Raw genomic sequence first — 22,646 nt, forward strand, 5'->3', positions numbered from 1 at the left:
ATCAGCATTGCTTGAGCGGCCCCGTGCCGCTGGGCAGATTCAACCAGGCGTAGGGGATGTAGTTCTCCCCCATGAACTGGATCTTGATCCACTGCGTGCTCTTCTTGCCCCCGTACGGCTCGGCGTTGATGCTCACGCTGGTGTTGGTCTGGCAGATCGCGACGTAGCTCTCGCCGTTGAACACGTCGCCGATGCCCGAACCGGACTGCGACGGGCTCTTGTAGACCCAGATGCCGCCGCCGCTCGCGGTCTTGCCGCAGTAACCGGGGTCGTTGCAGACCACGGTGCCCTTGTACACCGGGGTGCTGATCGACCCGGTGCCGCTCGCGGTCATCCCGGCCTGGTTGGTGATCGTCACGGTGTACGTGTACGCCGTGTTCGGCCACAGCCCGCCCTGGGTCAGCGAGCCCGAGCAGTTGCCCGACGTGCTGCCGGCCCCGGCGACGGCGAGCACGCAGGTGCCGGGCGAGCCGCCGTCGGTCGCGGTGAAGTGCGCGGTGATCGAGTTGAGGGCCGCGGTGTCCCCGCCGTCGTTGACGGTCATCTTGGGCGCGGCGAGCGTGGTGCCCGAGCCGGTCGCGGGCGCGCTCTGGCCCGCCTTGTTGACCGCGCGCAGCTGGATGGTGACCGCCTCGGCGTCCTTGAACCCGGCGAACTCGTGGGTCAGCGCGGTGCCGATGGTCTGCTTGGTGCCGTTGACCGTCGCCTCGTACCCGGTGAGGGGCGAGCCGTTGTCCGCCGGCGCCTTCCAGGTGGCGACCACCGTGCCGCGCTTGGTCGTCGAGGCCTTCACGGTCAGGCCGGTCGGCGCGCCGGGCTTGTTGAACGGCACGACCGACGGGCTGAGCGGCGACTGCTCCGAGCTCGCCCCGATGTCGTTGATCGAGGCGACCTTGAAGGCGACCTGGGTGCCGTACGCCAGCTCCCCGGCGGGCACCGTGAGCTGCGGCTGGGCCGACTCGAAGGTCTTCGACTCGCCGGTGCCGACGGTGGTGACGACGTACTTGGCGATCTTGTGGCCCTGCCCGTTCGCGGCCGGCCAGGTCACCGCGACCGTGCCGTCCGGGTTGGCCACGGCGGCCGCGCTCACCGGCGCGTCGGGCACGTCGCGGGTCGGCACCACGGGGTTCGCGGCCTTCTTCGGCCCGTTGCCCTTGGCGTTCACCGCATAGACCGTGAACTTGTACGTCTGCCCGTTCGTCAGCCCGGTCACGTCCAGGGCCCGCAGGCTCGCCCCGACCTCGTGCGGCGGCTGCCCGTCGCCCTCGACCACGTACTTCGTGACCGTGCTGCCGTTCGGCGGCGCCGCGGTCCACGTGATCCGCGCGGTCGCGTTGCCGGCCACCGCGTTGACCCGGGCCGGCGCGCCGGGCGGCCCGACCGGCGGCTTGGTCTGCTGCGGGGGCGGCGGGGCGGGCGGCGCGTCGCCGCCGAGGACGTCGTTGGCGTACTTGTCGACCGTGGTCACCTTGTTCTTGGCGTCCACGACCCGCGCGGTCTGCCCGCCGGGCGCGTTGATGAACATCCGGTCCTCGCGGACCTCGATCTCCAGCGGCTTGCCGCCCGCCTGGATGCGGATCGGGTCGAGGGCCTTGCCCTGCCCGTCGAGCACGTAGACGGTGCCGGTCGCGTCGTCGGCGCAGTAGAACCGGCCCGACCAGGCCACGCAGGGCTGCAGCTTGGGGCTGTCGCCGGGCACCGCGAAGTCGCTGACCTTGTCGTTGTCGACGATGTAGACGTGGCTGCCGTCGACCACCGTGACCGGCACGTCGCCGCCGACGGTGCGCCCGGGCATGCCGCCCTCGCCGTCGAGCTTCAGCGGGACCTTCTTCACCGCGTCGCCGCGCAGGGTGGTCAGCGTGGTGGCGGTCTTGTCCAGCACGGCGACGCCGGTGTCCAGAATGGACAGTGCGAGGTCGTGGCTGGGATCGGCCACGCCGACCGTCTTGACCTTCACCGGGTCGCCGGCGAACCCGCCGCCCTGGCCGCCGCCGGGGGAGGCGGGCGCGCTCTTGGCCGCGTCGATCGCCACCACCGTGCCCTCGGAGGGCACCAGCAGCCACAGCTTGCCGCTGTCGTCGAACGCGCCGCCGGAGATGCCCGGCGGGAAGCTCAGCGTCTCGCCGACCGGCAGCAGTGTCATCGGGTCGAGCTGGCGGACCTGGCCCTGCACGGTGTCGATGATGAAGGCGGTGTCGTTGTGCACGGCGACGGTCACGCCGAGGCCGGGGGTCGACTGGGTGGTCGCGCCGAGGGTCAGGCTGGACAGGTCCAGGACGCTGACCTTGCCCGTGTTCATGTCCCGGAGGATCACGAAACGGTCACTCTGGGTGACCTGCATCGTGTGTCCCTGGGCGTCCGTGATCTTCGTGCGGGTGTCCACCTTGCCGGTCACGCCGTTGACGCGGGCGATCTCGCCCTTGTCGGCGCTCCACAGCCAGGCGCTGACGTCGAAGCTCGCGACGGCATGGTTCGCCGAACCCGTGCCCCACAGCGTGAGCCCCAGCACCGCGACCAGGGCGACGATCGTGCCGCCCGTGATCAGCGCACCGCTGCGGCCCGAGCGCAGGTTCAAACGCATGTCATCACCATCCCGGTCCCTCCCCGAAACCGGCGCCCATCATATTCCCGTCGATGAGTGCCGGATACCCGGTCACGGAGCGTGCTCGGCGGAAGTCTTCGCACTATTTGCGCTTGGTGCACGCAAGGTCCGACAGCTGGACATCCTGCGTGCCATAGACGGCCGCCACGGTGAAGCAGTACTCCAGCTTCTCGCTGAGCCCATTGATCTTGTACGTCGTGGTGCCCGCCGGCAGCCCCTGGAGCTTCTGCATCGCGCCCTCGGTGCCGCCCGCCACGACGAACGGGACGGTCCCCTTGGTCGGGTCGGTCCAGGTCAGCGTCACGCTCGTCTTGTCGTCGCGCAGCTGCAGGTCGCGCGGGGCCCGGCCGTTGCCGAGGACGGGCTGGGACGGCTCGGCCGCGGTGCCGCCCTGTTCCGGTGCGGTCGCGGTGCTTGTCGGCTGCGGGGCGGCCCGGTCGTCGCGGGCGGTCATGAACGCCACGCCGGCCGCGGCCGCGCCGCCGAGCACCGCCACGACGGCGATGATGACGATCGCGATCATGGCCGTACGGCGCGGCGGCTCCTCCGGCTGCGGCAGCCGGGGCTGCACGGGGCGCGGGGGAGCGCTGACGGGCGGCAGTGGTGGCGCACTGATCGGCGGGATGCTCACCGGCGGCGCACTGATCGGCGGCACGCTCACGGGCGGCCCGCTGATCGGCGGCGACGACGTCTGGGCCGGCCAGGTCGGCTGGTAGTCGGGGCGCTGCATGACCCCGGGGGCGGCCTGCTCCCACTGGCCCTGCTCCCACTGCGGTTCCTCGCGCTGTGGGATCTCCTCGTAGCGCGGCTCGGGCCGGAAGATCGGCCGGTCGTCGAGCGGCTGGCGGGGCGAGGGCGGCGGCGTGACCGGGTCGAACGTCACCGGCGGCGGGGCCGGCACGTGGATGTCGCCCTCCGGCTCCGGCAGCCCCAGGTACTCCCGGGCCGCCCGCACGCTCGGATGCCCGTCGCCCAGGGCCTGCGGGCCGAGCTTGACCAGCTGCGTGTACCGCCGCTTGGCCTCGAAGACGTTGCCGAGCTCGTCGGCGACCCGGGCCAGCTCGTACGACAGCGTGAGCATCACCGCGTGCCCGTCGCCGAGCCGGTGGTACCCGGCCGCGAGCCCCTCCTCGAGCACCCGCCGCGCGTCGTTGAGCTCGCCGATCTCGACGTGGTACCGCGCCAGCTGCGCCGTCGCGGCCAGCACCTCGGCATCGTCGCTGCCGAGCGTCATCGAGGCGGCGTCGACGGCCTGGTCGAGCAGGACCAGGGCGCCCCGCTTGTCCCCGTGCGCGGCGATCGCTCGCGCGCCTTGCACGGCGTTGGCCAACTGGGCGGACGTGGACACGCCGATACTCTGCCCTGTCGGCCCGGTCGTTCGCCACCCGGTGGCCCGTTCGGTCCGCGATCGATGCCCCAGGTGTACTGAGGTCAGTCAGGAGTGGGCGCGTGTTGCCGATCGATTGATACTTGGTGGCATGGCGACCGACTCGCTGGGCCAGCTGCCGGGTGCGCGCGAGGGCCGCGACCCCGCCCGGGCGATCAAGCGCGGCCCGAGCCGGGTCCCGCCCGAGGTCATCGCGGCCAACCAGCGCGAACGGCTCTTCGACGCCCTGGTGCACACGGTCGCCGAGAAGGGCTACGCCAACGCCACGGTCAGCGACATCTGCCGCGCGGCGGGCGTGACCAGACCCGCCTTCTACGCCCTGTTCGCCGGCAAGGACGACGCCCTGATCGCCACGTACCGCCACGGCACCGACATCCTGTTCAAGATCATGGATGACGCCTACCGCGACGCGACCGGCTGGCGCGAGGGCACCCGCGCCGCCCTGCGGGTCATGCTGCAGGTCCTGACCGAGCTGCCCGCCTTCGCCGCGATGGCGGTGGTCGAGATCGACTCGGCCGGCCCGCACGGCCGCGCGGAACGGGCCCGCACCCTGCGCCGCTTCGACCGCTTCTTCGCCGAGGCCCCGACCGCCGCGGACCTGCCGATGCCGGAGGAGCTGGTGGAGACCATCGTCGGCGGCATCTACGCCACGGTGTACCGCTACGTCGCCTCCGGCCGCGTGAGCGAACTCCCAGCCCTGCTGCCCACGCTCACGTACTTCACGCTGGTCCCCTTCGTGGGCCGCGAGGAGGCCGCGCTGGAACTGGAGATCGAGTCGGCCCACACCGGCCCGGCCAAACCGGCGGAGTGCCGGATCACGCCGTAAAGGCGGCCTTTTCCCGAATTGCCGGAATGCGGCGCTGCGTACAGTTCTTGTTCTATTACTCCAGCCTTCGCTGCGCCATTACTCAATCGACTTTGGCATTACTCCAATTGCCGTCGGGGTCCGCTCGGCGGCGTTGTGGGGCTCGATATGTCGGGCGCTGGCGCGCCGCGACATATCGGACTTATACCCCGGCGGGCGAAAAATCCGATTCCGCCGGATTCTGGGCCCGCATCCGCCACGATCGAGTGAACGGTCGGTCCACGATCGGGTGAACGCGAACGACTTGGCACGAAACAAATGCTTGACCGGCCCCAGCCCCGCCAACGCGCGCGCGATGGCGCACCCGGCACCCGGCACAGGACACCCGGCACCTCGCGCAGGGCACCCGGCACGCGCAATGGACGCGCCGCAGGGCGGATGGGGTGGACCTGGCGTGCAGAGCGGACGCGGCGGAGGGCGGACGCGGTAGACGTGCGCGCAGGGCGCACGTGCGCGCATGGCCGAGGCGGCGCACGACGGCGCCCGGCGGAGACGGACACGGGCGCACGATGGACCACGTGGCGGCACGGTGGACGTGGCGGCACGGTGGACGTGGCGGCGCGGTGGACGTGGCGGCGCGGTGGACGTGGCGGCGCGGTGGGCGTGGCGGCGCGGTGGGCGTGGCGGCGCGGTGGACGTGGCGGCGCGGTGGACGTGGCGGCACGGTGGACGTGGCGGCACGGTGGACGTGGCGGCGCGGTGGACGTGGCGGCGCGGTGGACGTGGCGGCGCGGTGGACGTGGCGGCGCGGTGGACGTGGCGGCGCGGTGGACGCGGTGGAGTGGCGCGCGGTGGAGATGGCGCACAGCGGGCGCGAAGCACGCCCGACAAGCTGGCGCGGCCCAGCGTGTCAGGCGGTGCGCGGCGTCAAACGCCCCGGCAGCGCCGATCGCTGGTGCGGCACCCGAGGCGCCGGCAACCGATGCAACGCCGCCCGGAACGACCCCGGCGACTGCCCAGTCTCCCGGGCAAAGAACCGCCCGAAGTTCGTAGGCTCCTCGAACCCCAGTTTCCGCCCCACATCGGCGGCCGGAAGGTCGCTGGTCGCGAGTACCCGCTTCGCTTCCAAGGCCACCCGCTCGTCAATGAGCTGCTTCGCGCTGCGTCCAGTGACGGCGAGGCTGGCCCGGGTCAGCGTCCGGACGGAACAGCGCAACTGGTCGGCATAGTCCTCGACCCGCCGGTGCCGCACCTCGCGCTCGAGCTCCTTGCGAAGCTGTCCGATGAGCAGGTCGGCGGGGCTGCGTCGCGGTACCGGAGCCAGAGCAGAGATGCGCATGAGCAGCACCGCCACCGAGTGTGCCAGCAGGGTCGCGCCGAACGCGGTCCCGCCGAAACGCACCTGGTCGACCCCGATCTGCGCGATCTCGGCGACGATCGCGTCCTCGTCCTCGCCCGCGGGCTGCCAGCACGCCGGGGCGAACGGGTCGCTGACGAGCTCGGGCAGCGGCAGGTCCGGGAGGATGGCCGGCGAGAACGACAGCACCGTGGCGTCGAAGCCGGTCTGCGCGCCGAACTGGTGGACCTGGCCCGGACGGCCCCACAGCAGGGTTCCCGGGCGGCAGGCGTACGTCACGAAGTCCAGCGCATGCGTGCCCTGCCCGGCGCTCACCAGGATGACGACGTGGTCGGCGGTCCGCACGGGCGAACGCCCCACGGGCAGGTCGCTCACGCGCGCCGCGCCGACAGGGTCCACGGTAAGGCCGCCGAAACTGACCATGACCAGCCCGACTGTACCGAAGGCCCGCCAATCGGCAAGCTGAAGTGCGGCAATTACACCCGGATGCCGGCGACCGCGAGCTCGGCGATGCGGATCTCCTCGAAGGCCGCCCCGAGCTCCTCCAGCCTTTCCGGCGACACGGCTTCGCGCAACTCGGGCAGTACCACGGATTCCTCGTGCTCGACGTGGTGCCGCACGGCGGCGATGAACTCCTCGAGCTTCTCGTCGAAGTCCGGGCCCTCGGGCGAGATGCGCTGCAGGTCGTGCAGCAGCCGCTCGGCCTCGTGGTGCTCGTCGGCGCCGTGGTGCGCCTCCTCGGCCGAGGGCAGCTCGGTGTACACCTTCTGCTCCTCGGCGTGACTGTGCGCGGTGAGGCGGGCCGCGCACTCGTCGAGCAGCAGCTGGCGGTCCCCGTCGCCGTCGCGCAGGCGGTCGAAGAGCTGCTCCATCATGCGGTGGTCGTTCGTGATCAGCGTGACGGCGTCGGAAGCCATGTCCCCTCCTCAGAGTCGGCCCCTCCACGGTCGCGCGCGGAGCCCGGGCCCGCGGCCGAATGGCCGAATTCCGGCGCCGGCCTGCGGATCCGCGGTCGCGCGCCGAGACCGGTCCCGCGAATGGGCCGAAATCCGCTGCCGGCCTGCGGATCCACGGTCGCGCGCCGGGGCCGGGCGCGCGGCCGAATGGCCGAAATCCGCTGCCGGCCTGCGGATCCACGGTCGCGCGCCGAGGCGGGGCGCGCGGCCGAATGGCCGAAATCCGGCGCCGGCCTGAAGATCAGAGGATGGTGTCGTACCTGTACGTTGCCGGCCTCCGCCCCGCCCGCCTGCACGACGTGGCGCCCATCGGCCCCGGCGGCTGGGTGCGGCTCCCGCCCGGCGCGGCCGGGATGCGCGCGACCAGGGCCGTGGTGGCACCCGGGCTCGCGGGCGTCTGCGCCTCCGCCGCCGCGTCCGCGCCCGAGCTCGCCGCCCTCGGGGCCGCGCTGGCCGAGGCCGAGGAGGCGGCCGGGCTGCCGATCGGGTGCATCGCGGTCATCCCGGCCCTGGAGACCGCGGCCGGCGTGCTGGCCGCCTCGGAGCTCGCCCGGGCCCCGCGGGTGGCCCGGCTGCTGCTCGGCGAGGCGGCCCTGCGCGCCGAGCTGCGCATGCGCCCGGGGCCCGACGAGGCGGAGCTGCAGTGGCTGCGGTCGATGGCCGTGCTGGCCGCCGCGGCCGCCGGGATCGGGGCCCCGGTGGCGGACGTCTGCGCTGATCCGGGCCGGTTCGAGGCGTCGTCGCGGACCCTCGCGCGGCTGGGTTTCGGCGGCCGGGTCTGCGCGGATGACCAGCAGCTGAAGCTTGCCGGTGAAATATTTGCCTGCGCATGAACATTGTCGTCCGAACATATTCCGCGGCGACAATCAATTACCCAATGTGTTGTCGACAATGCATTCTGTGATTATTGCCGCAACGTAAAGTTAACATCACACCAGGGTTGCTCATATCGGAATGCATCAGTCAGAAATCCGTCCGGTCCAGCCGTTTGGGTCCGAAGGGGTTGACCCGTCGTCGGCGAACGGATGAGCCGGAAAGAGGCGATCGTCGTTCGATCACGTACGTCGGTATTGACACAGATCGGCCGCTCTGTGATTGTGCACAACGTCGATGCGACAGCCGGGCAATTGGGCCACTTACCCAGGCCGGCTGGGACCGCGTCCGACGCGCATTGTCAATCTCGGATGCCTGCGGGGACTTTTCGTGACCCAAAGCCAGAGCTCGCTGCCCGTGCCCGCCCAACGGCAGGGTCGCGACTCGCGGCAGAGCCCCGAGCGCCGGCCTACCCGCCACACCGCCGCTCTGGCTCGCCGTGAGGAGCCGATGCCCCCTGGGCGCGGCCAGGAACGGCGGTCCGGACAGCGGGCCGGCCGGCGCATCGTCGACCAGCTCCGCCTCATCGTCGCCCTGCCGCTCGTCGCCGTGGTCGTGTTCGCCGGCGTCGCCTTCTACTCCACCGTGCAGGAGGTGAACCGGGCGCGGACCCTGCAGGACCTCTCCGCCCTGGCCACCGACGCCGGTGGCCTCGCGCACGCACTGCAGCGCGAGCGCGCCGCGGCGGTCAACGTCGTGCTGCACAACGAGGCGACCCAGCAGGACGCGTTCCAGCAGCAGTCGATGCTGACCGACGACGCCGTACACAAGTACGACACACAGCGTCACAACCTCGCCGGCGGCGGGGACTCGGAGACGCTCGACCGCATCGACACCGGCCTCTCGAGCCTCGCCAAGCTGCGCGACCAGGTGCGCAACGGCAAGCAGGCCTCGGTCTCCGCCGTCGCGTTCAGCTACCGGATCATGATCGCCGACCTGCTGGACTACCGCGAGTCGGTGGCCCGCTCCGGCGCCCCGACCGACCTGGCCGACGAGATCCGCGCGGCCGCCGCGCTCTCCCGCGCCTCCGAGGCCATCGGCCAGCAGCAGGCCGCGGTGCTCCGCGGGATTGCCGCCGGCGAGCTGACCCCGGCGCTGCAGCAGGAGATCACCGCGACCCGCACGAGCTTCACGGAGCAGTCGGTCGCCTTCTCCCAGCTGGCCCCGCCGGAGTGGCGGACCTGGTACGAGCAGGCCGGTATGGGCGACCAGGTGGTGGCCGCCCAGCGGCTGCAGGACCAGGTCGGCCGCACCCAGCCCGGCCAGCGCATCAACTTCGAGTCGGCGGCCTGGATCAACGCCATGTCCGGCTACGAGGGCCTGCTGTACCAGGTGGAGCAGCAGGTCGACGAGAGCATCGAGCAGGCCGTCGCGGCCGTGCACGACGACCAGATGACCCGGGCCGCGCTGCAGACCGTCGGCGTGGTGGTCGTCCTCCTGGTCGCCATCGTGCTGACCGGTTTCGTGGCCCGGCGCCTGACCCGGCGGCTGCGATACCTGCAGGACGCCGCGCGGACCGTCGCGTACGACCAGCTGCCCACCGTCGTTTCCGAGCTGCGCGCCGCCGCGCCCGGTACGGTCGACCCGGACGAGGTCGCCGAACGGGCCTCCGCGACCCTGGTGGTCTCCGGGGCGGACGAGGTCGCCGACGTGGCCCAGGCCTTCCGCGCGGTCCACCGCGAGGCGGTCCGGATCGCCGGTGAGCAGGCCGTCATGCGGTCCAACGTCGCCGAGATCTTCGTCCACCTGTCCCGCCGCGAACAGCGACTGGTCGACGCGGTACTGGCCCAGGTCGACAAGGTCGAGCGGGACGAGACGGACCCGGACCGGCTGCAGGAGCTGTACCAGCTCGACCACCTCGCCACCCGGATGGCCCGGATCAACCTGAGCCTCCTGGTGCTCGGTGGCTCCGGCGCCGCCCGCGTCCGCCGCGAGGACGCGCCGCTGGGCAAGGTGCTGCAGGCCGCCATCTCGCAGATCGAGCACTACGTGCGGGTCCGCTTCGGCAGCGTCGACGACGACGTCGCCGTGGTCGCCGAGGCCGTCGACGAGATCGTGCACCTGCTCGCCGAGCTGCTGGACAACGCGACGGGCTACTCGCCGCCGGAGTCCGAGGTCTGGGTCACCGCCCGCGGCCTGGGCGACCGGGTGATCGTGCAGATCGTGGACGTCGGCGTGGGTCTTTCCCCGACCCGGCGGGAGCAGCTCAACCAGCTCCTGGCGCAGCCGCCGGCCATCGACATCGCCGCCGTCCGCGCCATGGGACTCACCGTGGTCGGGCACATCGCCGCGCGGTACAACATCAGCGTTCAACTGCGCCCCGGCCAGCACACCGGGACCCTGGCGGAGATCATCATCCCCAAGGAGGTCTTCCGCCCGATCATGGCGTCGGAGCGGGGACCGCAGCTGGCGCCGGCGACCGTCGGCGCGCCGGACCACAACGGCAACGGCTCCCGGCCGGGCAACGACCTGTTCACGCCGCAGCGCCCGAGCGAGCCCAGCCTGTTCGAGGTCCCGGCGCCGGCCCAGGCCCAGCAGTGGGCCACGCAGGAGCTGACGACGATCCAGTCCTCGGCGCCGACGCAGGTGTTCCAGGCCCCGGACTACGACGCGCCCTACCCGGCGCAGTCCTACCAGGCCGAGCCGGCGCAGTCCTACCAGGCGCAGCCCACGTACGACGCGTACGAGGCGTACGAGCAGCCCAGCTCGAGCCGGCCGGCCGCCCCGCCCGGCCCGGGCATGTGGCCGCCGCTGCCGGAGCCCGAGGTCTCGTCGATCCTGGCCTCGGCCGAGGACGACGCGATGGAGCTGCCGATCTTCAACTCGGTCAGCGGCTGGTTCCACGTCGAGACGCCGCCCGGCCTCGGCGAGCCCGAGCCGGCCATGGCGATGAGCGCGCCGGCCCCGGCGCCCGTCGCCGCGGCGGCCGCGCCGGAGCCGAGGAACTGGGAGTCGAGCGCGGACGCCGGCTGGCGGGCCGCCGCCGAGGCGGCCACGCCCTCGGTCAGCGACACGACGGCGGCGGGTCTGCCGGTGCGCGCGGCGGGCCGGCACCTGGTGCCGGGTGCGGCCGAGCCGGCCCAGCAGCAGCAGCGTCCGGGCACACCGATGCAGACGGGCACGCCCAAGCGCGACCCCTCCCGGGTGGCCGCGGCGATGTCGGCATACGCACGAGGCGTCGCGAACCGACGCCCGCAAAGCTGATCGGCTCCGGGGGGAACCGTTGGGATGTATATGCAACAGCTGGAGAGGACCACGTCTGTGACCGACCCGAGTAATCTCGGTTGGCTGCTGGATAGCTTCGCGAGCCGTACCCCCGACGTCAGCCACGCGCTGGCGATCTCAACCGACGGTCTCGTGCTGGCCCATACCCGGGCCTTGCCCCGGGACCGGGCCGACCAGCTCGCCGCCACCGGCAGTGGTCTCGTCGCGCTCCTCGCCGGCGCCGCCCGGTTCTTCGACGCCGGCCAGGTCATCTCCAACGTGACCCAGCTCGACGGCGGGTTCATGTTCTGCATGGCCTTCAGCGACGGCGCGTCGATGCTCGTGCTGGCGTCGCCGAACGCGGACGTCGGCAAGGTCTCGTACGAGATGACCGAGCTCGCCAACCGCATCGGCGACGCGCTGACCCCCGCGGTGCGGGGCCCGTCGTGACCGATCCGAACCGCCGCGGCCGTCCGACCGCGGTCAAGATCATCATCGCCGGCGGGTTCGGCGCGGGCAAGACGACCCTGGTCGGCGCGATCTCCGAGATCCCGCCGGTCACCACCGAGGCCGTCATGACCGCCGCCAGCCTGGCGCACGACGACGCCTCCCTGGTGCCGGACAAGGGCAGCACCACGGTGGCGATGGACTTCGGCCGGATCACGCTGTACCAGGACCTCGTGCTGTACCTCTTCGGCACGCCCGGTCAGAAGCGGTTCTGGTTCATGTGGGACGAGCTGTGCCGCGGCGCCATCGGGGCGGTCGTCATCGCCGACACCCGGCGGCTGGCGGACTGCTTCGGCGCCATCGACTACTTCGAGAACCGCCGCCTGCCCTATGTCGTGGCCGTCAACAACTTCGACGGCGCGGCGCGCTACCACCTCGAGGACATCCGCGACGCGCTGGCCGTGCACCGGAGCGTCCCGATGCTCAATGCCGACGTACGGTCCCGGGCATCGGCCAAGGAGATCCTCGTCGCCGTGACCGAGCACGCCCTTGCGCAGCGCGCCGGCGCTCGCCGCTAGAAAACCCCCCTCAAGGAGAGCAATGTTTCTGCCTCGACGTCTGGTCAGCCTCGCGCTGGCCACCGGCCTGGTACTCACGGGCGCCGCGTGCGCCAACGACGACGACGCGAAGTCCGACAGCGCCGGAGCGGCGTCGACCCTGAAGATCGGCTTCCTCGGCTCGTTGACCGGCACCTACCAGGCCGTCGGCACGGATCTGAAGAACGGCTTCGAGCTGTACCTCAAGATGCACGACAACAAGCTCGGCGGGCACCCGATCGACCTCAAGGTGGCCGACGAGGGCGACGGCGCGCAGACCGCCGTTCCGGCCGCGACCAAGCTGGTCAAGGAGGACGGCGTCCTCGCCATGACCGGCATCGTCGGCGGTGGCTCGGTGGCCGCCGTGGCGCCGCTGCTGTCCCAGGCGAAGGTGCCGCTGATCGGCTCCAACGGCCGCCCGGACCTCAAGGACCTCAACGGCGTGTGGACGACGAGCTTCATGTCCTCCGACCCGGGGCAGTCCATCGCGCAGTACATCAAGGACAAGGTCAACGGCCCGGTCTTCGCCATCGGCCCGGACTACCAGGGTGGCTACGACGAGGTCGGCGGCTTCACCACCGAGTTCGCCAAGATCGGTGGCACGCTGGCCAACACCGGCGGCAAGACGCTGTGGACGCCGTTCCCGCAGACCACGAACTTCCTGCCGTACTTCAGCCAGATCAAGTCCAGCGGCGCGAAGGCGGTCTACACCTTCTACGCCGGCAAGGCCGCGATCGACTTCGTCAAGCAGTACAAGCAGTCGGACGTGAAGGACCTGCCGCTGTACGGCGCGTTCATCACCGAGGGCACCGTGCTGCAGGCCGAGGGCGACGCCGCCAAGGACGTCTTCACCACCTGCAACTACTCGCCCGACCTCGACAACGAGGAGAACCGCAAGTTCGTCGCCGCCTGGCGTCAGCAGTTCCCGGACGCCACCCCGACCACGTACGCGATGGCGTCCTACGACGCGGCCGCCGTGCTGGACCGGGCGATCGCCGCGGCCGGCAGCAACGTGACCTCGGAGACGATCAACGAGCAGGTCGGCAAGCTGGGGCAGATCTCCAGCCCGCGCGGCCAGTGGCAGTTCGGCAAGAACCACGCGCCGATCCAGAAGTGGTACCTGCGCCAGGTCCGCAACGACGGCCGCGCACTGGCGAACACGCTGGTGCAGGACCTCGCCACGGTTGGCCAGTAGTCCGTTGGACCTGTACCTGATCCCGGCGGTCGACGGCGTGGCCTACGGGCTGTTGCTGTTCGTCGTCGCCGCCGGGCTCACCCTCGCCTTCGGCGTCGGTGATGTGCTCAACCTGGCGCACGGGACGCTGTTCGCGTTCGGTGCCTACGCCGCTGCGAAGATCAGCGACGGCAGCTGGGGTTCGCTCGCGCTCGCGGTGCTGGTCGGCACCGCGGCCGCGGGCCTCGGCGGCGCGCTGCTCTCGGCGATGCTCGTCCCGCTGGCCGGTCGCGGCCACCTCGCGCAGGCGCTGCTCACGTTCGGCGTCGCGCTGGTGGCCGGCGACCGGCTGACGGCCTTGTTCGGCAAGGACGAGCTGCCGATCGCCGTGCCCAAGGTGCTCGACCGGCCGGTGGACCTGGCCGGGCACAGCTACCCGGGGTACCGGCTGGCCTTGATCGTCGTCGCCGCGCTCATCGCGGCCGGCCTCTTCGCCGTGATCACCCGCTCCCGGGCCGGGCACTTCGTGCGCGCGACCGTCGACGACCGGGACATGGTCGCCATGCTCGGCGTGTCGCCGTTCACGGTGCGCACCAGCGTCCTGGCCGGCGCGGGCGCCCTGGCCGGGCTGGCCGGCGCGCTCGGCGCCCCCATCATCGGCGCCGGTCCCCGCACGGCCGACCAGGTGCTGATGCTCTCGCTCGTCGTGGTGGTCCTCGGTGGCATGGGCTCGATCGTGGGCACCCTGATCGCCGCGCTGGCCGTCGGCGAGATCCAGACCATCGGCGTCACCAACTTCGCCACCGCCGCCCCCTTCGCCCTCTTCGGCGCGATGGCGATCGTGCTGGCCGCACGGGCTCGCGGGCTGCTGCCGTCGGGGCGGTCGGCATGAGATTTCTCCGGTACCTCCTGACGCTGGGCATCCTCGGCCTGCTTGTCTCGTTCGCCTGGACGCTCAACCACTACGCCGTCGGCATGCTCACCCGGATGCTGATCATCGGCCTGCTCGCGGTCAGCGTCGCGCTGCTCACCGGCGTGGCCGGCCTGCCGACCCTGGGCCAGACCGCCCCGTTCCTGGTCGGCGCCTACACGACCGCGATCATGATCGACAACGACCTGAGCGTCGGCGTCGTGCACCTGCTGGCCTCGGCCGGCACCGGCGCACTGTTCGCCCTGATCACCGCGCCGCTCGTGGTCTACGCCCGCGGCGTCGTGGTCCTCATGATCACGCTGGCCCTCGGCGAGCTGACGTCCACAGTGGCCGGTCGCTGGAAGAGCCTGACCCACGGTACCGACGGCTTCACCTCCTGGGCGCCCGTGCACCCGCTGCCGGGCCTGGTGGACCTCGACACCGACGCGTCGAAGTACCTCTACACCCTGGCGGTCGTCGCCGTCCTGGTCGGCGCCGTGCTCCTCGTGCTGCGCACCCCGGCCGGCGCCCTGCTGCGCGCGACCCGGGACGACGCGCGGCGCATGCGGGCCAGCGGGCACCCCGTCAACGGGTACCTCACCGCCGCCTACGTCGCCGCCGGCGCCCTGGCCGGCGTGGCGGGGGCGCTGCTGTTCACGGTGCAGTCGTACGTCTCCCCGGGCGACGGCGGCTTCGACGTCGCCGCGCTCATCCTGCTCGCCGTGGTGATCGGCGGTTCCACGTCGATGGTCGGCGCCCTCATCGGCGCGGCCCTGGTCGTCGCCACGCGCGACTGGATCGCCGGCGCCGGCCACGCCCCGCTGCTGCTCGGCATCCTGTTCATCATCTGCGTCTACCTGCTGCCCAACGGCCTGCTGGGCGAGCACGCGGCCCTGTCCTTCCTCAACCGCCTCCGTCCAAAGCCTGCTTCGGTACCGCCTGTGCCGATTCCCGCCCCGCGCGAACCCCACCCGGCGGACGAGGCGGCCGTGCCCGAGCGGGGAGCGGCCCGATGATCCTGCGGGTGGAGAACCTCGGCCGGCGCTACGGCGACCTGGCCGCCCTGGACGGCGTGGCCCTGGACCTGGCCCCCGGCGAACGCCGTGCCCTCATCGGCCCGAACGGCGCCGGCAAGTCCACACTGCTCAACCTGATCGCCGGCGCCCAGCGCCCGACGGCCGGCCGCATCCACTTCGACGACCGCGACGTGACCCGCATGTCCCCGGCCCGCCGGGCCCGGCTCGGCATCGGCCGCACCCACCAGCACCCGGCCGTCTACTCGACGCTGACCGCGCTGGACAACGTCCTCGTCGCCGCCCGCCGCCCGTGGGGCCGCCTGCGCCCCGGCGCGCCCGGGTACCTGGCCGCCGTGGGCCTGGAGTCGGTCGCGGGCGTGAAGGCGGGCAGCCTGTCCCACGGCCAGCGCCGCCAGCTGGAGCTCGCCATGGCCCTGGCCGGCGACCCCAAGCTGCTGCTGCTGGACGAGCCGGCCGCGGGCCTGGCCCCGCCGGAGGTCGAGCTGCTGGCCGGCCTGCTGGCCACGCTGCCCAAGACGGTGGCCGTCCTGCTGGTCGAGCACCACCTGGACCTGGTGTACGGCTTCGCGGACCACGTCACGGTCCTGCACTCCGGCCGCCACGTCCACACCGGCACCGTCGCCGAGACCAGGCGCTCGCCGGAAGTGAAGGCTGCCTACGCCGGGGTGACACCGTGACGCTGACCGTCGAGGGCCGGCGTTCCGGCCGCCGCATCCACGCCGTGGCCGTCGCCGTCGGCGGTGCCGTTGCCTTCGCGTTCGCCTTTGTCTTTGTCTTTGTCTTTGCCTTCGTCGGGGTGACACCGTGACGCTGACAGTCCAGGGCCTGCACTCCGGCTACGGCGGCGGCACCGTCCTGCACGGCGTGGACCTGACCGTGCCGACCGGCGCGGCCCTGGCCGTCCTCGGCCGCAACGGCGCCGGCAAGACCACGCTTGTGCACACCATCTGCGGCCTGATCAAGCCCAAGGCCGGCAGCGTCAGGCTGGACGACACCGACCTGGCGGGCCGCCCGGCCCACCGCGTGGCCCGGGCGGGCATCGCCCTGGTCCCGCAGGGCCGCCGTGTCTTCACGAGCCTGACGGTCGCCGAGCACCTGCAGCTGTCCCGCCGCAAGGGGGAGTGGACCCAGGACCGGGTCCTGCAGCTCCTGCCCCGCCTCAAGGAGCGCATGCGCAACCGAGGCGACCAGCTGTCGGGCGGCGAGGCCCAGATGCTGGCGATCGCGCGGGCCCTGCTGACCCAGCCGACGGTACTGCTGCTCGACGAACCCTGCGAAGGCCTGGCGGTCGACCTGGCCGACCGCGTACGCGCGGTGGTGGCCGAGCTCGCCCGCGGCGGCCTGACGGTCCTGCTGGTCGAGCAGCAGCCGGAACACGCCCTGGCGGTGGCCGACCGGGTGGCCCTGCTCGCCGACGGCGTCGTGGCCTCGACCCACACGGCGGCCGAGCTGCGAGCCGACCCGTCCCTGACCGACCACGTCCTGAGCGTCGCGAGCCACGCCTGACCCGTCCGGCCCGCCGTCCGATCCACGCGGTAGCGTCGCCGGCCACGCCTGACCCGTCCGACCCGCCGTCCGACCCACGCGGTCGGGCGTGTTGGCTTATGTCGGGCGCTGACGCGCCACGACATAAGCACATTTAAGTCGCGCCACGGTATAAGTCCGAAATGTCGGGCTGAGGTACGAAGCCCGACATTTCGCTTGAAACCGGACGCGGGGCAGGTCGGGAGTAGTGTGCCGGGCATGGGTGAGTCGGCGCACTGGACCCGGGTCGAGGCCGGTCCGCACGCGCTCGACCTGCTCACCGCGAGCTACCGGCGGCACCAGTTCGCGCGGCACTCGCACGCCACGTACGCGATCGGCGTGGTGACCTCCGGCGAGGAGCAGTTCCGCTACCGGGGCGAGCTGCGCCGGGCCGGGGTGGGAACGCTGGCCATTCTGGAGCCGGACGAGCCGCACGACGGGATGGCGGCGCGGCCGGAGGGGTGGGCGTACCGGGTGCTGTACCCGAGCGAGTCCCTGCTCTTCGAGGGCCGCGTCGAGCGCACCGGGTTCCGGGAGCCGATCGTCACCGACCCGCGCAGCGTGCACCTCATCCGGTCCGCGCACGAGGAGCTGACCGCCGGGGAGGACGAGCTGGCCGGGCAGTCGAAGCTGGCGTGGGCCTTCGCCGCGGTGATCCAGCGCCACGGGGAACCCCGCAGCGCCGGCGCGGGCATCCGGGTGTCCGACCCCGCGGCCGGGCGGAAGGTGGCCGAGATCCGCGACCGGCTGCTGGCCGACCTGCGGTGTGCGCCGAGCCTGCGCGAGCTGGCCGCCGGCGTTGAACTGTCGCCGTTTCACATGCTGCGCGTGTTCCGGGAGGCGACCGGGTTTCCGCCGCACGCCTGGCTGGTGCTGGAGCGGGTCTGCCATGCGCGGCACCTGCTGGCCGCGGGGCGTACGCCGGCCGAGGTGGCCGGGATCGTGGGCTTCGCCGACCAGGCGCACCTGACGCGCTGGTTCAAGCGTGTCACAGGCGTAACCCCGGCCGCGTTCCGCAACGCCGCCCGCGTTCCGTGACGCTGCCTGAGGTTGCGTGACGCCGGCCGCGTTCCGCTACGCCCGCCCGTGGTGCGTCGGGCCGCCGCTCGTCGTGCGTGACGCCGGCCGTGTTCCGCTGCGCCCGCCCGTGGTGCGTCGGGCCGCCGCTCGTCGTGCGTGACGCCGGCCGCGTTCCGCTGCGCCGCTCCGTCGGTGCGTGGGGCCGCCGCCCGTGGCGCGTGGGGGCTCGCCGCGTTCCGCACCGCCGCGCGGTGCGTGCGGCGGCCGCTGCCCGTGATGCGTGAGGGCGCGCACCCGTGGCGCCTGAGGCCGGCCGGGTTCCGCAACGCCGCCCGTGGCGCGTAAAGCTCGTGGCGCGCGTAAAGCTCGTGGCGCGCGTAAAGCTCGTGGCGCGTAAGACCCGCGGCGTGCAGAACCCCGAACCGCGCGCTGATGCGGGCATATCCGATTTATCGCCTGGCAGGGGATGCGTCCGGTTCCGTGCCAACGTTGTGGTGGTCACTATCGGGAAGGGTTGTCGGCGATAGGTTCCCGATATATCGTCGAACTATCAAACGACGATAAAGGAGGAGCGACATGAGGTCGCATCACGGAATGTTTGACACGGGGGCCTGGCAGCGCGGGTTTGGCAGCTTCATCCCCCCGTTCCCGCCCGAAGGCGGGCGCGGCGGCTGGGGTCGCGGCGGACATGGGCACGGCGGGCACGGTGGCCGGGGCCGGGGACGCGGTGGCCGTCCGAACGTGCGCGTCGCGGTGCTCGCGCTGCTGCACGAGCGCCCCATGCACGGGTACGAGATGATCCAGGAGCTCGAGCAGCGCACCGGCGGCATCTGGCGGCCGAGTCCGGGGTCGGTGTACCCCACGCTGCAGATGCTCGAGGACGAGGGGCTGATCGTCGCCGAGGAGTCGGGTGGGCGGAAGCGCTTCGTGCTCACCGACACCGGGCGGCCGGAGGCCGAGCAGGCGGCGCAGAACGCGCCGTGGCAGGAGTACGGCGACGAGAACGTCTCGCAGGCGCAGGAGTTTCGCGACGCGGCGTTCGGGATCATGGACGCGCTGCGGCAGGTGGGCTTCAACGGTACGCCCGAGCAGCGGGCCCAGGCGCTCGAGGTGCTCACCGAGACCCGGCGCAAGCTCTACGCGATCCTGGCCGACTGAAAGGCCGACGGAGAGGCCGACGGAGAGGCCGACGGAGAGGCCGACGGAGAGGCCGACGGAGAGGCCGGCTGCAAGGGCCACTCGAAGGCCACACGGACGCGATCCCTGGGGCGTGCGGGCCCCAGGGATCGTTCAACGCGCACAACGCACAAGGGACAGGGCCATGCGCTGGTGGACCGTGAACCCGACCCCGCCACCGCGGGAGCCGGTGCAGCAACAGCAGAAGATCCAGGAACCTATGGCCGCCGGGCCGGATCCTCGTTCCGGCCGCCCAGTGCTGCCCACACCTGGTTGACCGTCTCGTACTGCGTGTCGTCCGCCGGCAGCGCCTCCAGTGCGTCCAGCACCTCGTCCGGCGCGTCCAGCTCGGTCGCGCCCGCGATCAGGTCGTCGCGGTCGCCGGGGAGGCTGGCCTTCGGGATGTACCGGCCGAGATTGCTTCTGGCTTCGACCTCGTCCGGCGTCATGCCGATCGGGGCCCCGCCCGAGCGGTCGCCCCCGCCCTCGGGGTCGACGTCGCGGGCCTCTATCGCGTCCTCGCGCGCGAGCCGCTCGTCGAGCGCGACTCCGTGCTTCGTGTTTCCTCGCTCCATGAAGCGTGACGTACCCGGGCGAAATCCCCCGAAACGGGCTCACCCCCGATTGGAAACCGGCGTGCTTGGGTAGCCGGTTGACATCCGCCCGATATACCCCGGTCTCCGAATCCCCCCGGCGGACCGGACGGGCGCTTCGCAGGAGGTGAGCACACAGTGGCACGCATCGGGCAGCTGTTCGGCGGCCGCGGGGCGACCGACCGTGACGGCGACGGCGTGGACGACCGCACCGGGCGCCCCATCGTCGACCGCGACCGTGACGGTGTGGACGACCGTGTGGAGACGCCCGCCGCCGAGTCGCCGGCCGTCGACCGCAACCGCAACGGCGTCGACGACCGCGCCGAGGCCGCGAGCGAGACGCGCACGTGGCGCCTCGGGCGCAAGCACGACAAGGACGGCGACGGGATCGACGACCGTACCGAGGCGAAGACCACCGGGGCCATCCCGCCGGTCGGCGTCATGGACCGGGAGAGCGACACGACCCCGATGCGCCGCACGATCGACCGCGAGCCGGTCACGGAGCCGGTCGTCGAGCCGGTGCCGGTGCGCCAGGCCCCCGCGCGGGTGAGCATGCTCGCCACGCTGGGCGTCATGGTGGGCCTCGCCGGTGTGGCGGCCGCGCTGACCGGGCTGCTCGCGCCGTGGGCGATCCCGGTGGGCGCGCTGGGCCTGCTGTTCTCGTTCGGCGGCATCATCGCGGGTGTACGCCCCAACGTGGCCGGGCGCGGGCTCGGCACGCTGGGCGTGCTGATCAGCGGTACCGCCGTGGTGTTCGGCATCCTCGCCATGACCGGCCAGGTCAGCTGGCTCGACACCGACGTCGACCAGGTCGCGCGCCTCAACGACTGGCTGGACACCCAGCTCCCCTGGATGAAGAACTGGTGACCTGAGCTACGTCCCGATGCCGGCCGGATCCGCCTCTTGGATCCGGCCGGCATCGTCGTCTTCCGCCGGGGGCTTGCGGCGGGTGGCGAGGATCGAGCCGGCCAGGATCAGCGCGAACGCGGCGCCGGTCAGCCAGGTCACCGGCTCGTCGAGGACCAGCGCGCCGAGCACCACGGCGACGGCGGGGTTGACGAACGTGATGACGGTCGCGCGCACGCCGCCGACCTCGGCCACCAGGGCGAAGAACAGCACGAACGCGAGCGCCGTGCAGATGACCGCGAGCGCGAGGGCGGCCAGCGCCGGGCCGGTGGTCACGTGCCGGGCGAGGTCCGGGAGCTTCGGCACCGAGACGGGCGCGAAGAGCACGGCGCCGATCACGAGCGAGGCGGCGGCGACACCGTAGCGCGGTACCTCGGAAAGCCAGCGCTCGATGATGAGCGGGCCGGCCGCGTAGCAGACGACGACGCCCACGAGTTCGAGCAGCGGGATCGGGCCGGAGCCGGCCGCGTGGAAGCCCAGCAGCAGGGCCACGCCGGCCAGGCCGACCAGCAGGCCGCTCACCCGGCTCGCGGTGAGGCGCTCGGTGCGGTTCATCAGCCGGGCCATGATGGCGGCGACCAGGGGCACGCCGGCGATGACGAGGCCGGTGAAGGAGCTGTCCACGTGCCGCTCGGCGTCGGAGAGCAGCAGCCAGGGCAGGCCGATCTCGACGACGGTGTAGGCCAGCAGGGGCAGCCACGGCCGCAGCGACGCGCGCAGCTCGCGGCGGGCCAGGGCGATCGGCAGCAGCAGCACGGCCCCGAGCGCGGTGCGCACGAAGACCAGCTCGGCCGGGCCGATCTCGCGGACCGCGACCTTGATCAGCAGGTACGGGATGCCCCAGATGACGCACATGGCGCCGAACAGGAGCCAACCACGACGACTCATGGCCCGATTCCACGCCAAGACGAGCCGCCGGTCTTGAACGTCGTTGCGCAACGGCCCGCGGTGCGCGTCACACCGCGGGCCGTGGCAAACAGCGCAGAAACTCAGAGCACGATGACCGAGCGCAGCACCTCGCCGCGCTCCATCTTGTGGAAGGCCTCCTCGACGTCGCCGAGCGAGCCCGTCTCCGTGACGAACTTGTCCAGCGGGAACCGCCCCTGCAGGTGCAGGTCGACGAGCATGGGGAAGTCGCGGGTGGGCAGGCAGTCGCCGTACCAGCTGGACTTGAGCGCCCCGCCGCGGCCGAAGACCTCCAGGAACGGCAGCGTCAGCTGCATGTCGGGGCGCGGCACGCCGACCAGCACCACGGTGCCGGCCAGGTCGCGGGCGAAGAAGGCCTGCTCGTACACCTGCGGCAGGCCGACCGCCTCGATGACCACGTCCGCGCCGAATCCACCGGTCAGGGCCTTGATCGCCTCGACCGGGTCGGTCTCGCGCGAGTTGACCACGTGGGTCGCGCCGAACTCGGTGGCCCAGTTGAGCTTGCGCACGTCGACGTCCACGCCGATGATCGTCGACGCGCCGGCCAGGCGGGCGCCGGCGATCGCCGCGTTGCCCACGCCGCCGCAGCCGAAGACCGCGACCGAGTCGCCGCGCCCGACGTTGCCGGTGTTGACCGCGGCGCCGACGCCGGCCATCACGCCGCAGCCGAGCAGGCCGGCGACGGTGGCCGGGGCGTCCGGGTTGACCTTCGTGCACTGGCCGGCGGCGACCAGCGTGTGCTTGAGGAACGCGCCGATGCCCAGGGCGGGGGAGAGCGGGGTGCCGTCCTTGAGCGTCATCTTCTGCTTGGCGTTGTGGGTGTTGAAGCAGTACCACGGCCGCCCCCGCAGGCACGCCCGGCACTGCCCGCACACGGCGCGCCAGTTGAGGATCACGAAGTCGCCCGGGGCCACCTCGGTCACGCCGGGGCCGACGGACTCGACGATGCCCGCCGCCTCGTGGCCGAGCAGGAACGGGAAGTCGTCGCTGATCCCGCCCTCGCGGTAGTGCAGGTCGGTGTGGCAGACGCCGCACGCCTGCACCTCAACCCGCGCCTCGCCGGGTCCGGGCTCGGGGACGACGATGGTCTCCAGGCTTACCGGCTGTCCTTTGCCGAGGGCAACGACACCTTGCGTCTCGATTGGCATACCT

The 22,646-nt window shown here is 72.2% G+C and carries 21 protein-coding genes; 14 read left to right on the forward strand and 7 right to left on the reverse strand.

Features of this window, described 5'->3' with window-relative positions; genetic code table 11:
• Position 1: 1 nt before the first annotated feature.
• Positions 2-2,581: a fibronectin type III domain-containing protein gene (locus ACQPZ4_RS10080; RefSeq protein ID WP_433058183.1), complete on the reverse strand. Its 2,580-nt coding sequence runs from the start codon at positions 2,579-2,581 to the stop codon at positions 2-4.
• Between the two features lie 103 nt (positions 2,582-2,684).
• Positions 2,685-3,950 carry a hypothetical protein gene (locus ACQPZ4_RS10085; protein ID WP_433058185.1) on the reverse strand — a complete coding sequence of 422 codons (1,266 nt, stop codon included), beginning with the start codon at positions 3,948-3,950 and terminating at the stop codon, positions 2,685-2,687.
• A 130-nt stretch (positions 3,951-4,080) separates the two neighbouring features.
• Between ACQPZ4_RS10085 and ACQPZ4_RS10090 the strand changes: the two genes are divergently transcribed.
• Positions 4,081-4,815: a TetR/AcrR family transcriptional regulator gene (locus ACQPZ4_RS10090; protein WP_433058186.1), complete on the forward strand. Its 735-nt coding sequence runs from the start codon at positions 4,081-4,083 to the stop codon at positions 4,813-4,815.
• 889 nt (positions 4,816-5,704) lie between these two features.
• Here ACQPZ4_RS10090 and ACQPZ4_RS10095 read toward each other — a convergent pair.
• Together ACQPZ4_RS10095 and ACQPZ4_RS10100 are read right to left on the reverse strand one after the other, a co-directional pair.
• On the reverse strand, positions 5,705-6,526 hold the full coding sequence (locus tag ACQPZ4_RS10095) for a helix-turn-helix domain-containing protein (protein WP_433058188.1): 822 nt from the start codon (positions 6,524-6,526) through the stop codon (positions 5,705-5,707).
• A 101-nt stretch (positions 6,527-6,627) separates the two neighbouring features.
• Positions 6,628-7,068 carry a hemerythrin domain-containing protein gene (locus tag ACQPZ4_RS10100; RefSeq protein WP_433058190.1) on the reverse strand — a complete coding sequence of 147 codons (441 nt, stop codon included), beginning with the start codon at positions 7,066-7,068 and terminating at the stop codon, positions 6,628-6,630.
• Positions 7,069-7,355: 287 nt separating this feature from the next.
• On the opposite strand from ACQPZ4_RS10100, the gene ACQPZ4_RS10105 reads away from it, so the two are divergent.
• The 12 genes from ACQPZ4_RS10105 (at position 7,356) to ACQPZ4_RS10160 (ending at position 19,050) form a co-directional block, all read left to right on the forward strand.
• A complete protein-coding gene (locus tag ACQPZ4_RS10105; protein WP_433058192.1) occupies positions 7,356-7,940 on the forward strand; it encodes an aldolase/citrate lyase family protein in 585 nt (194 codons plus the stop codon).
• 490 nt (positions 7,941-8,430) lie between these two features.
• Positions 8,431-11,184: a sensor histidine kinase gene (locus ACQPZ4_RS10110; protein WP_433058194.1), complete on the forward strand. Its 2,754-nt coding sequence runs from the start codon at positions 8,431-8,433 to the stop codon at positions 11,182-11,184.
• 57 nt (positions 11,185-11,241) lie between these two features.
• Positions 11,242-11,634, forward strand: a complete 393-nt coding sequence (locus tag ACQPZ4_RS10115) for a roadblock/LC7 domain-containing protein (RefSeq protein ID WP_426511112.1) — start codon at positions 11,242-11,244, stop codon at positions 11,632-11,634.
• Positions 11,631-12,209: a GTP-binding protein gene (locus ACQPZ4_RS10120; protein ID WP_433058195.1), complete on the forward strand. Its 579-nt coding sequence runs from the start codon at positions 11,631-11,633 to the stop codon at positions 12,207-12,209. The genes ACQPZ4_RS10115 and ACQPZ4_RS10120 overlap by 4 nt, the downstream gene beginning before the upstream one ends.
• 22 nt (positions 12,210-12,231) lie before the next feature.
• Positions 12,232-13,422 carry an ABC transporter substrate-binding protein gene (locus tag ACQPZ4_RS10125; RefSeq protein ID WP_433058197.1) on the forward strand — a complete coding sequence of 397 codons (1,191 nt, stop codon included), beginning with the start codon at positions 12,232-12,234 and terminating at the stop codon, positions 13,420-13,422.
• A gap of 4 nt (positions 13,423-13,426) precedes the next feature.
• Positions 13,427-14,293 carry a branched-chain amino acid ABC transporter permease gene (locus tag ACQPZ4_RS10130; RefSeq protein WP_433058199.1) on the forward strand — a complete coding sequence of 289 codons (867 nt, stop codon included), beginning with the start codon at positions 13,427-13,429 and terminating at the stop codon, positions 14,291-14,293.
• Positions 14,290-15,327: a branched-chain amino acid ABC transporter permease gene (locus ACQPZ4_RS10135; protein ID WP_433058201.1), complete on the forward strand. Its 1,038-nt coding sequence runs from the start codon at positions 14,290-14,292 to the stop codon at positions 15,325-15,327. The genes ACQPZ4_RS10130 and ACQPZ4_RS10135 overlap by 4 nt, the downstream gene beginning before the upstream one ends.
• Complete coding sequence (locus ACQPZ4_RS10140; protein ID WP_433058203.1) at positions 15,324-16,025, forward strand: ABC transporter ATP-binding protein; 702 nt, start codon at positions 15,324-15,326, stop codon at positions 16,023-16,025. Before ACQPZ4_RS10135 ends, ACQPZ4_RS10140 begins: the two co-directional genes overlap by 4 nt.
• The gene (locus ACQPZ4_RS10145; RefSeq protein WP_433058205.1) at positions 16,022-16,156 is read left to right on the forward strand and encodes a hypothetical protein; all 135 of its coding nucleotides are present in this window, start codon (positions 16,022-16,024) and stop codon (positions 16,154-16,156) included. Before ACQPZ4_RS10140 ends, ACQPZ4_RS10145 begins: the two co-directional genes overlap by 4 nt.
• A complete protein-coding gene (locus tag ACQPZ4_RS10150) occupies positions 16,153-16,854 on the forward strand; it encodes an ABC transporter ATP-binding protein (protein WP_433058207.1) in 702 nt (233 codons plus the stop codon). Before ACQPZ4_RS10145 ends, ACQPZ4_RS10150 begins: the two co-directional genes overlap by 4 nt.
• 237 nt (positions 16,855-17,091) lie before the next feature.
• Entirely contained in the window at positions 17,092-17,910 is an 819-nt protein-coding gene (locus ACQPZ4_RS10155; protein WP_433058209.1) for an AraC family ligand binding domain-containing protein, read from the forward strand.
• A 558-nt stretch (positions 17,911-18,468) separates the two neighbouring features.
• On the forward strand, positions 18,469-19,050 hold the full coding sequence (locus ACQPZ4_RS10160) for a PadR family transcriptional regulator (protein ID WP_433058211.1): 582 nt from the start codon (positions 18,469-18,471) through the stop codon (positions 19,048-19,050).
• Positions 19,051-19,286: 236 nt separating this feature from the next.
• Here ACQPZ4_RS10160 and ACQPZ4_RS10165 read toward each other — a convergent pair whose 3' ends face one another.
• Positions 19,287-19,643, reverse strand: coding sequence for a DUF2795 domain-containing protein (locus ACQPZ4_RS10165; RefSeq protein ID WP_433058213.1), 357 nt, complete (start codon positions 19,641-19,643; stop codon positions 19,287-19,289).
• A 156-nt stretch (positions 19,644-19,799) separates the two neighbouring features.
• On the opposite strand from ACQPZ4_RS10165, the gene ACQPZ4_RS10170 reads away from it, so the two are divergent.
• Complete coding sequence (locus tag ACQPZ4_RS10170) at positions 19,800-20,528, forward strand: hypothetical protein (RefSeq protein ID WP_433058215.1); 729 nt, start codon at positions 19,800-19,802, stop codon at positions 20,526-20,528.
• Positions 20,529-20,534: 6 nt separating this feature from the next.
• On the opposite strand, the gene ACQPZ4_RS10175 is transcribed toward ACQPZ4_RS10170, so the two are convergent.
• A complete protein-coding gene (locus ACQPZ4_RS10175) occupies positions 20,535-21,455 on the reverse strand; it encodes a DMT family transporter (protein WP_433058217.1) in 921 nt (306 codons plus the stop codon).
• Between the two features lie 101 nt (positions 21,456-21,556).
• The gene (locus ACQPZ4_RS10180; protein ID WP_433058219.1) at positions 21,557-22,642 is read right to left on the reverse strand and encodes an S-(hydroxymethyl)mycothiol dehydrogenase; all 1,086 of its coding nucleotides are present in this window, start codon (positions 22,640-22,642) and stop codon (positions 21,557-21,559) included.
• Positions 22,643-22,646: the final 4 nt, after the last annotated feature.

Origin of the sequence: Dactylosporangium sp. CS-033363, from assembly GCF_050942475.1 — a bacterium.
Classification (GTDB): domain Bacteria; phylum Actinomycetota; class Actinomycetes; order Mycobacteriales; family Micromonosporaceae; genus Dactylosporangium.

Coding starts and splice junctions, on each gene's coding strand:
- ACQPZ4_RS10080 (WP_433058183.1), bottom strand. CDS start 2,581: ATGCGTTTGAACCTGCGCTCGGGCCGCAGCGGTGCGCTGATCACGGGC.
- ACQPZ4_RS10125 (WP_433058197.1), top strand. CDS start 12,232: ATGTTTCTGCCTCGACGTCTGGTCAGCCTCGCGCTGGCCACCGGCCTG.
- ACQPZ4_RS10110 (WP_433058194.1), top strand. CDS start 8,431: ATGCCCCCTGGGCGCGGCCAGGAACGGCGGTCCGGACAGCGGGCCGGC.
- ACQPZ4_RS10175 (WP_433058217.1), bottom strand. CDS start 21,455: ATGAGTCGTCGTGGTTGGCTCCTGTTCGGCGCCATGTGCGTCATCTGG.
- ACQPZ4_RS10105 (WP_433058192.1), top strand. CDS start 7,356: ATGGTGTCGTACCTGTACGTTGCCGGCCTCCGCCCCGCCCGCCTGCAC.
- ACQPZ4_RS10180 (WP_433058219.1), bottom strand. CDS start 22,642: ATGCCAATCGAGACGCAAGGTGTCGTTGCCCTCGGCAAAGGACAGCCG.
- ACQPZ4_RS10140 (WP_433058203.1), top strand. CDS start 15,324: ATGATCCTGCGGGTGGAGAACCTCGGCCGGCGCTACGGCGACCTGGCC.
- ACQPZ4_RS10155 (WP_433058209.1), top strand. CDS start 17,092: ATGGGTGAGTCGGCGCACTGGACCCGGGTCGAGGCCGGTCCGCACGCG.
- ACQPZ4_RS10135 (WP_433058201.1), top strand. CDS start 14,290: ATGAGATTTCTCCGGTACCTCCTGACGCTGGGCATCCTCGGCCTGCTT.
- ACQPZ4_RS10090 (WP_433058186.1), top strand. CDS start 4,081: ATGGCGACCGACTCGCTGGGCCAGCTGCCGGGTGCGCGCGAGGGCCGC.
- ACQPZ4_RS10160 (WP_433058211.1), top strand. CDS start 18,469: ATGAGGTCGCATCACGGAATGTTTGACACGGGGGCCTGGCAGCGCGGG.
- ACQPZ4_RS10165 (WP_433058213.1), bottom strand. CDS start 19,643: ATGGAGCGAGGAAACACGAAGCACGGAGTCGCGCTCGACGAGCGGCTC.
- ACQPZ4_RS10100 (WP_433058190.1), bottom strand. CDS start 7,068: ATGGCTTCCGACGCCGTCACGCTGATCACGAACGACCACCGCATGATG.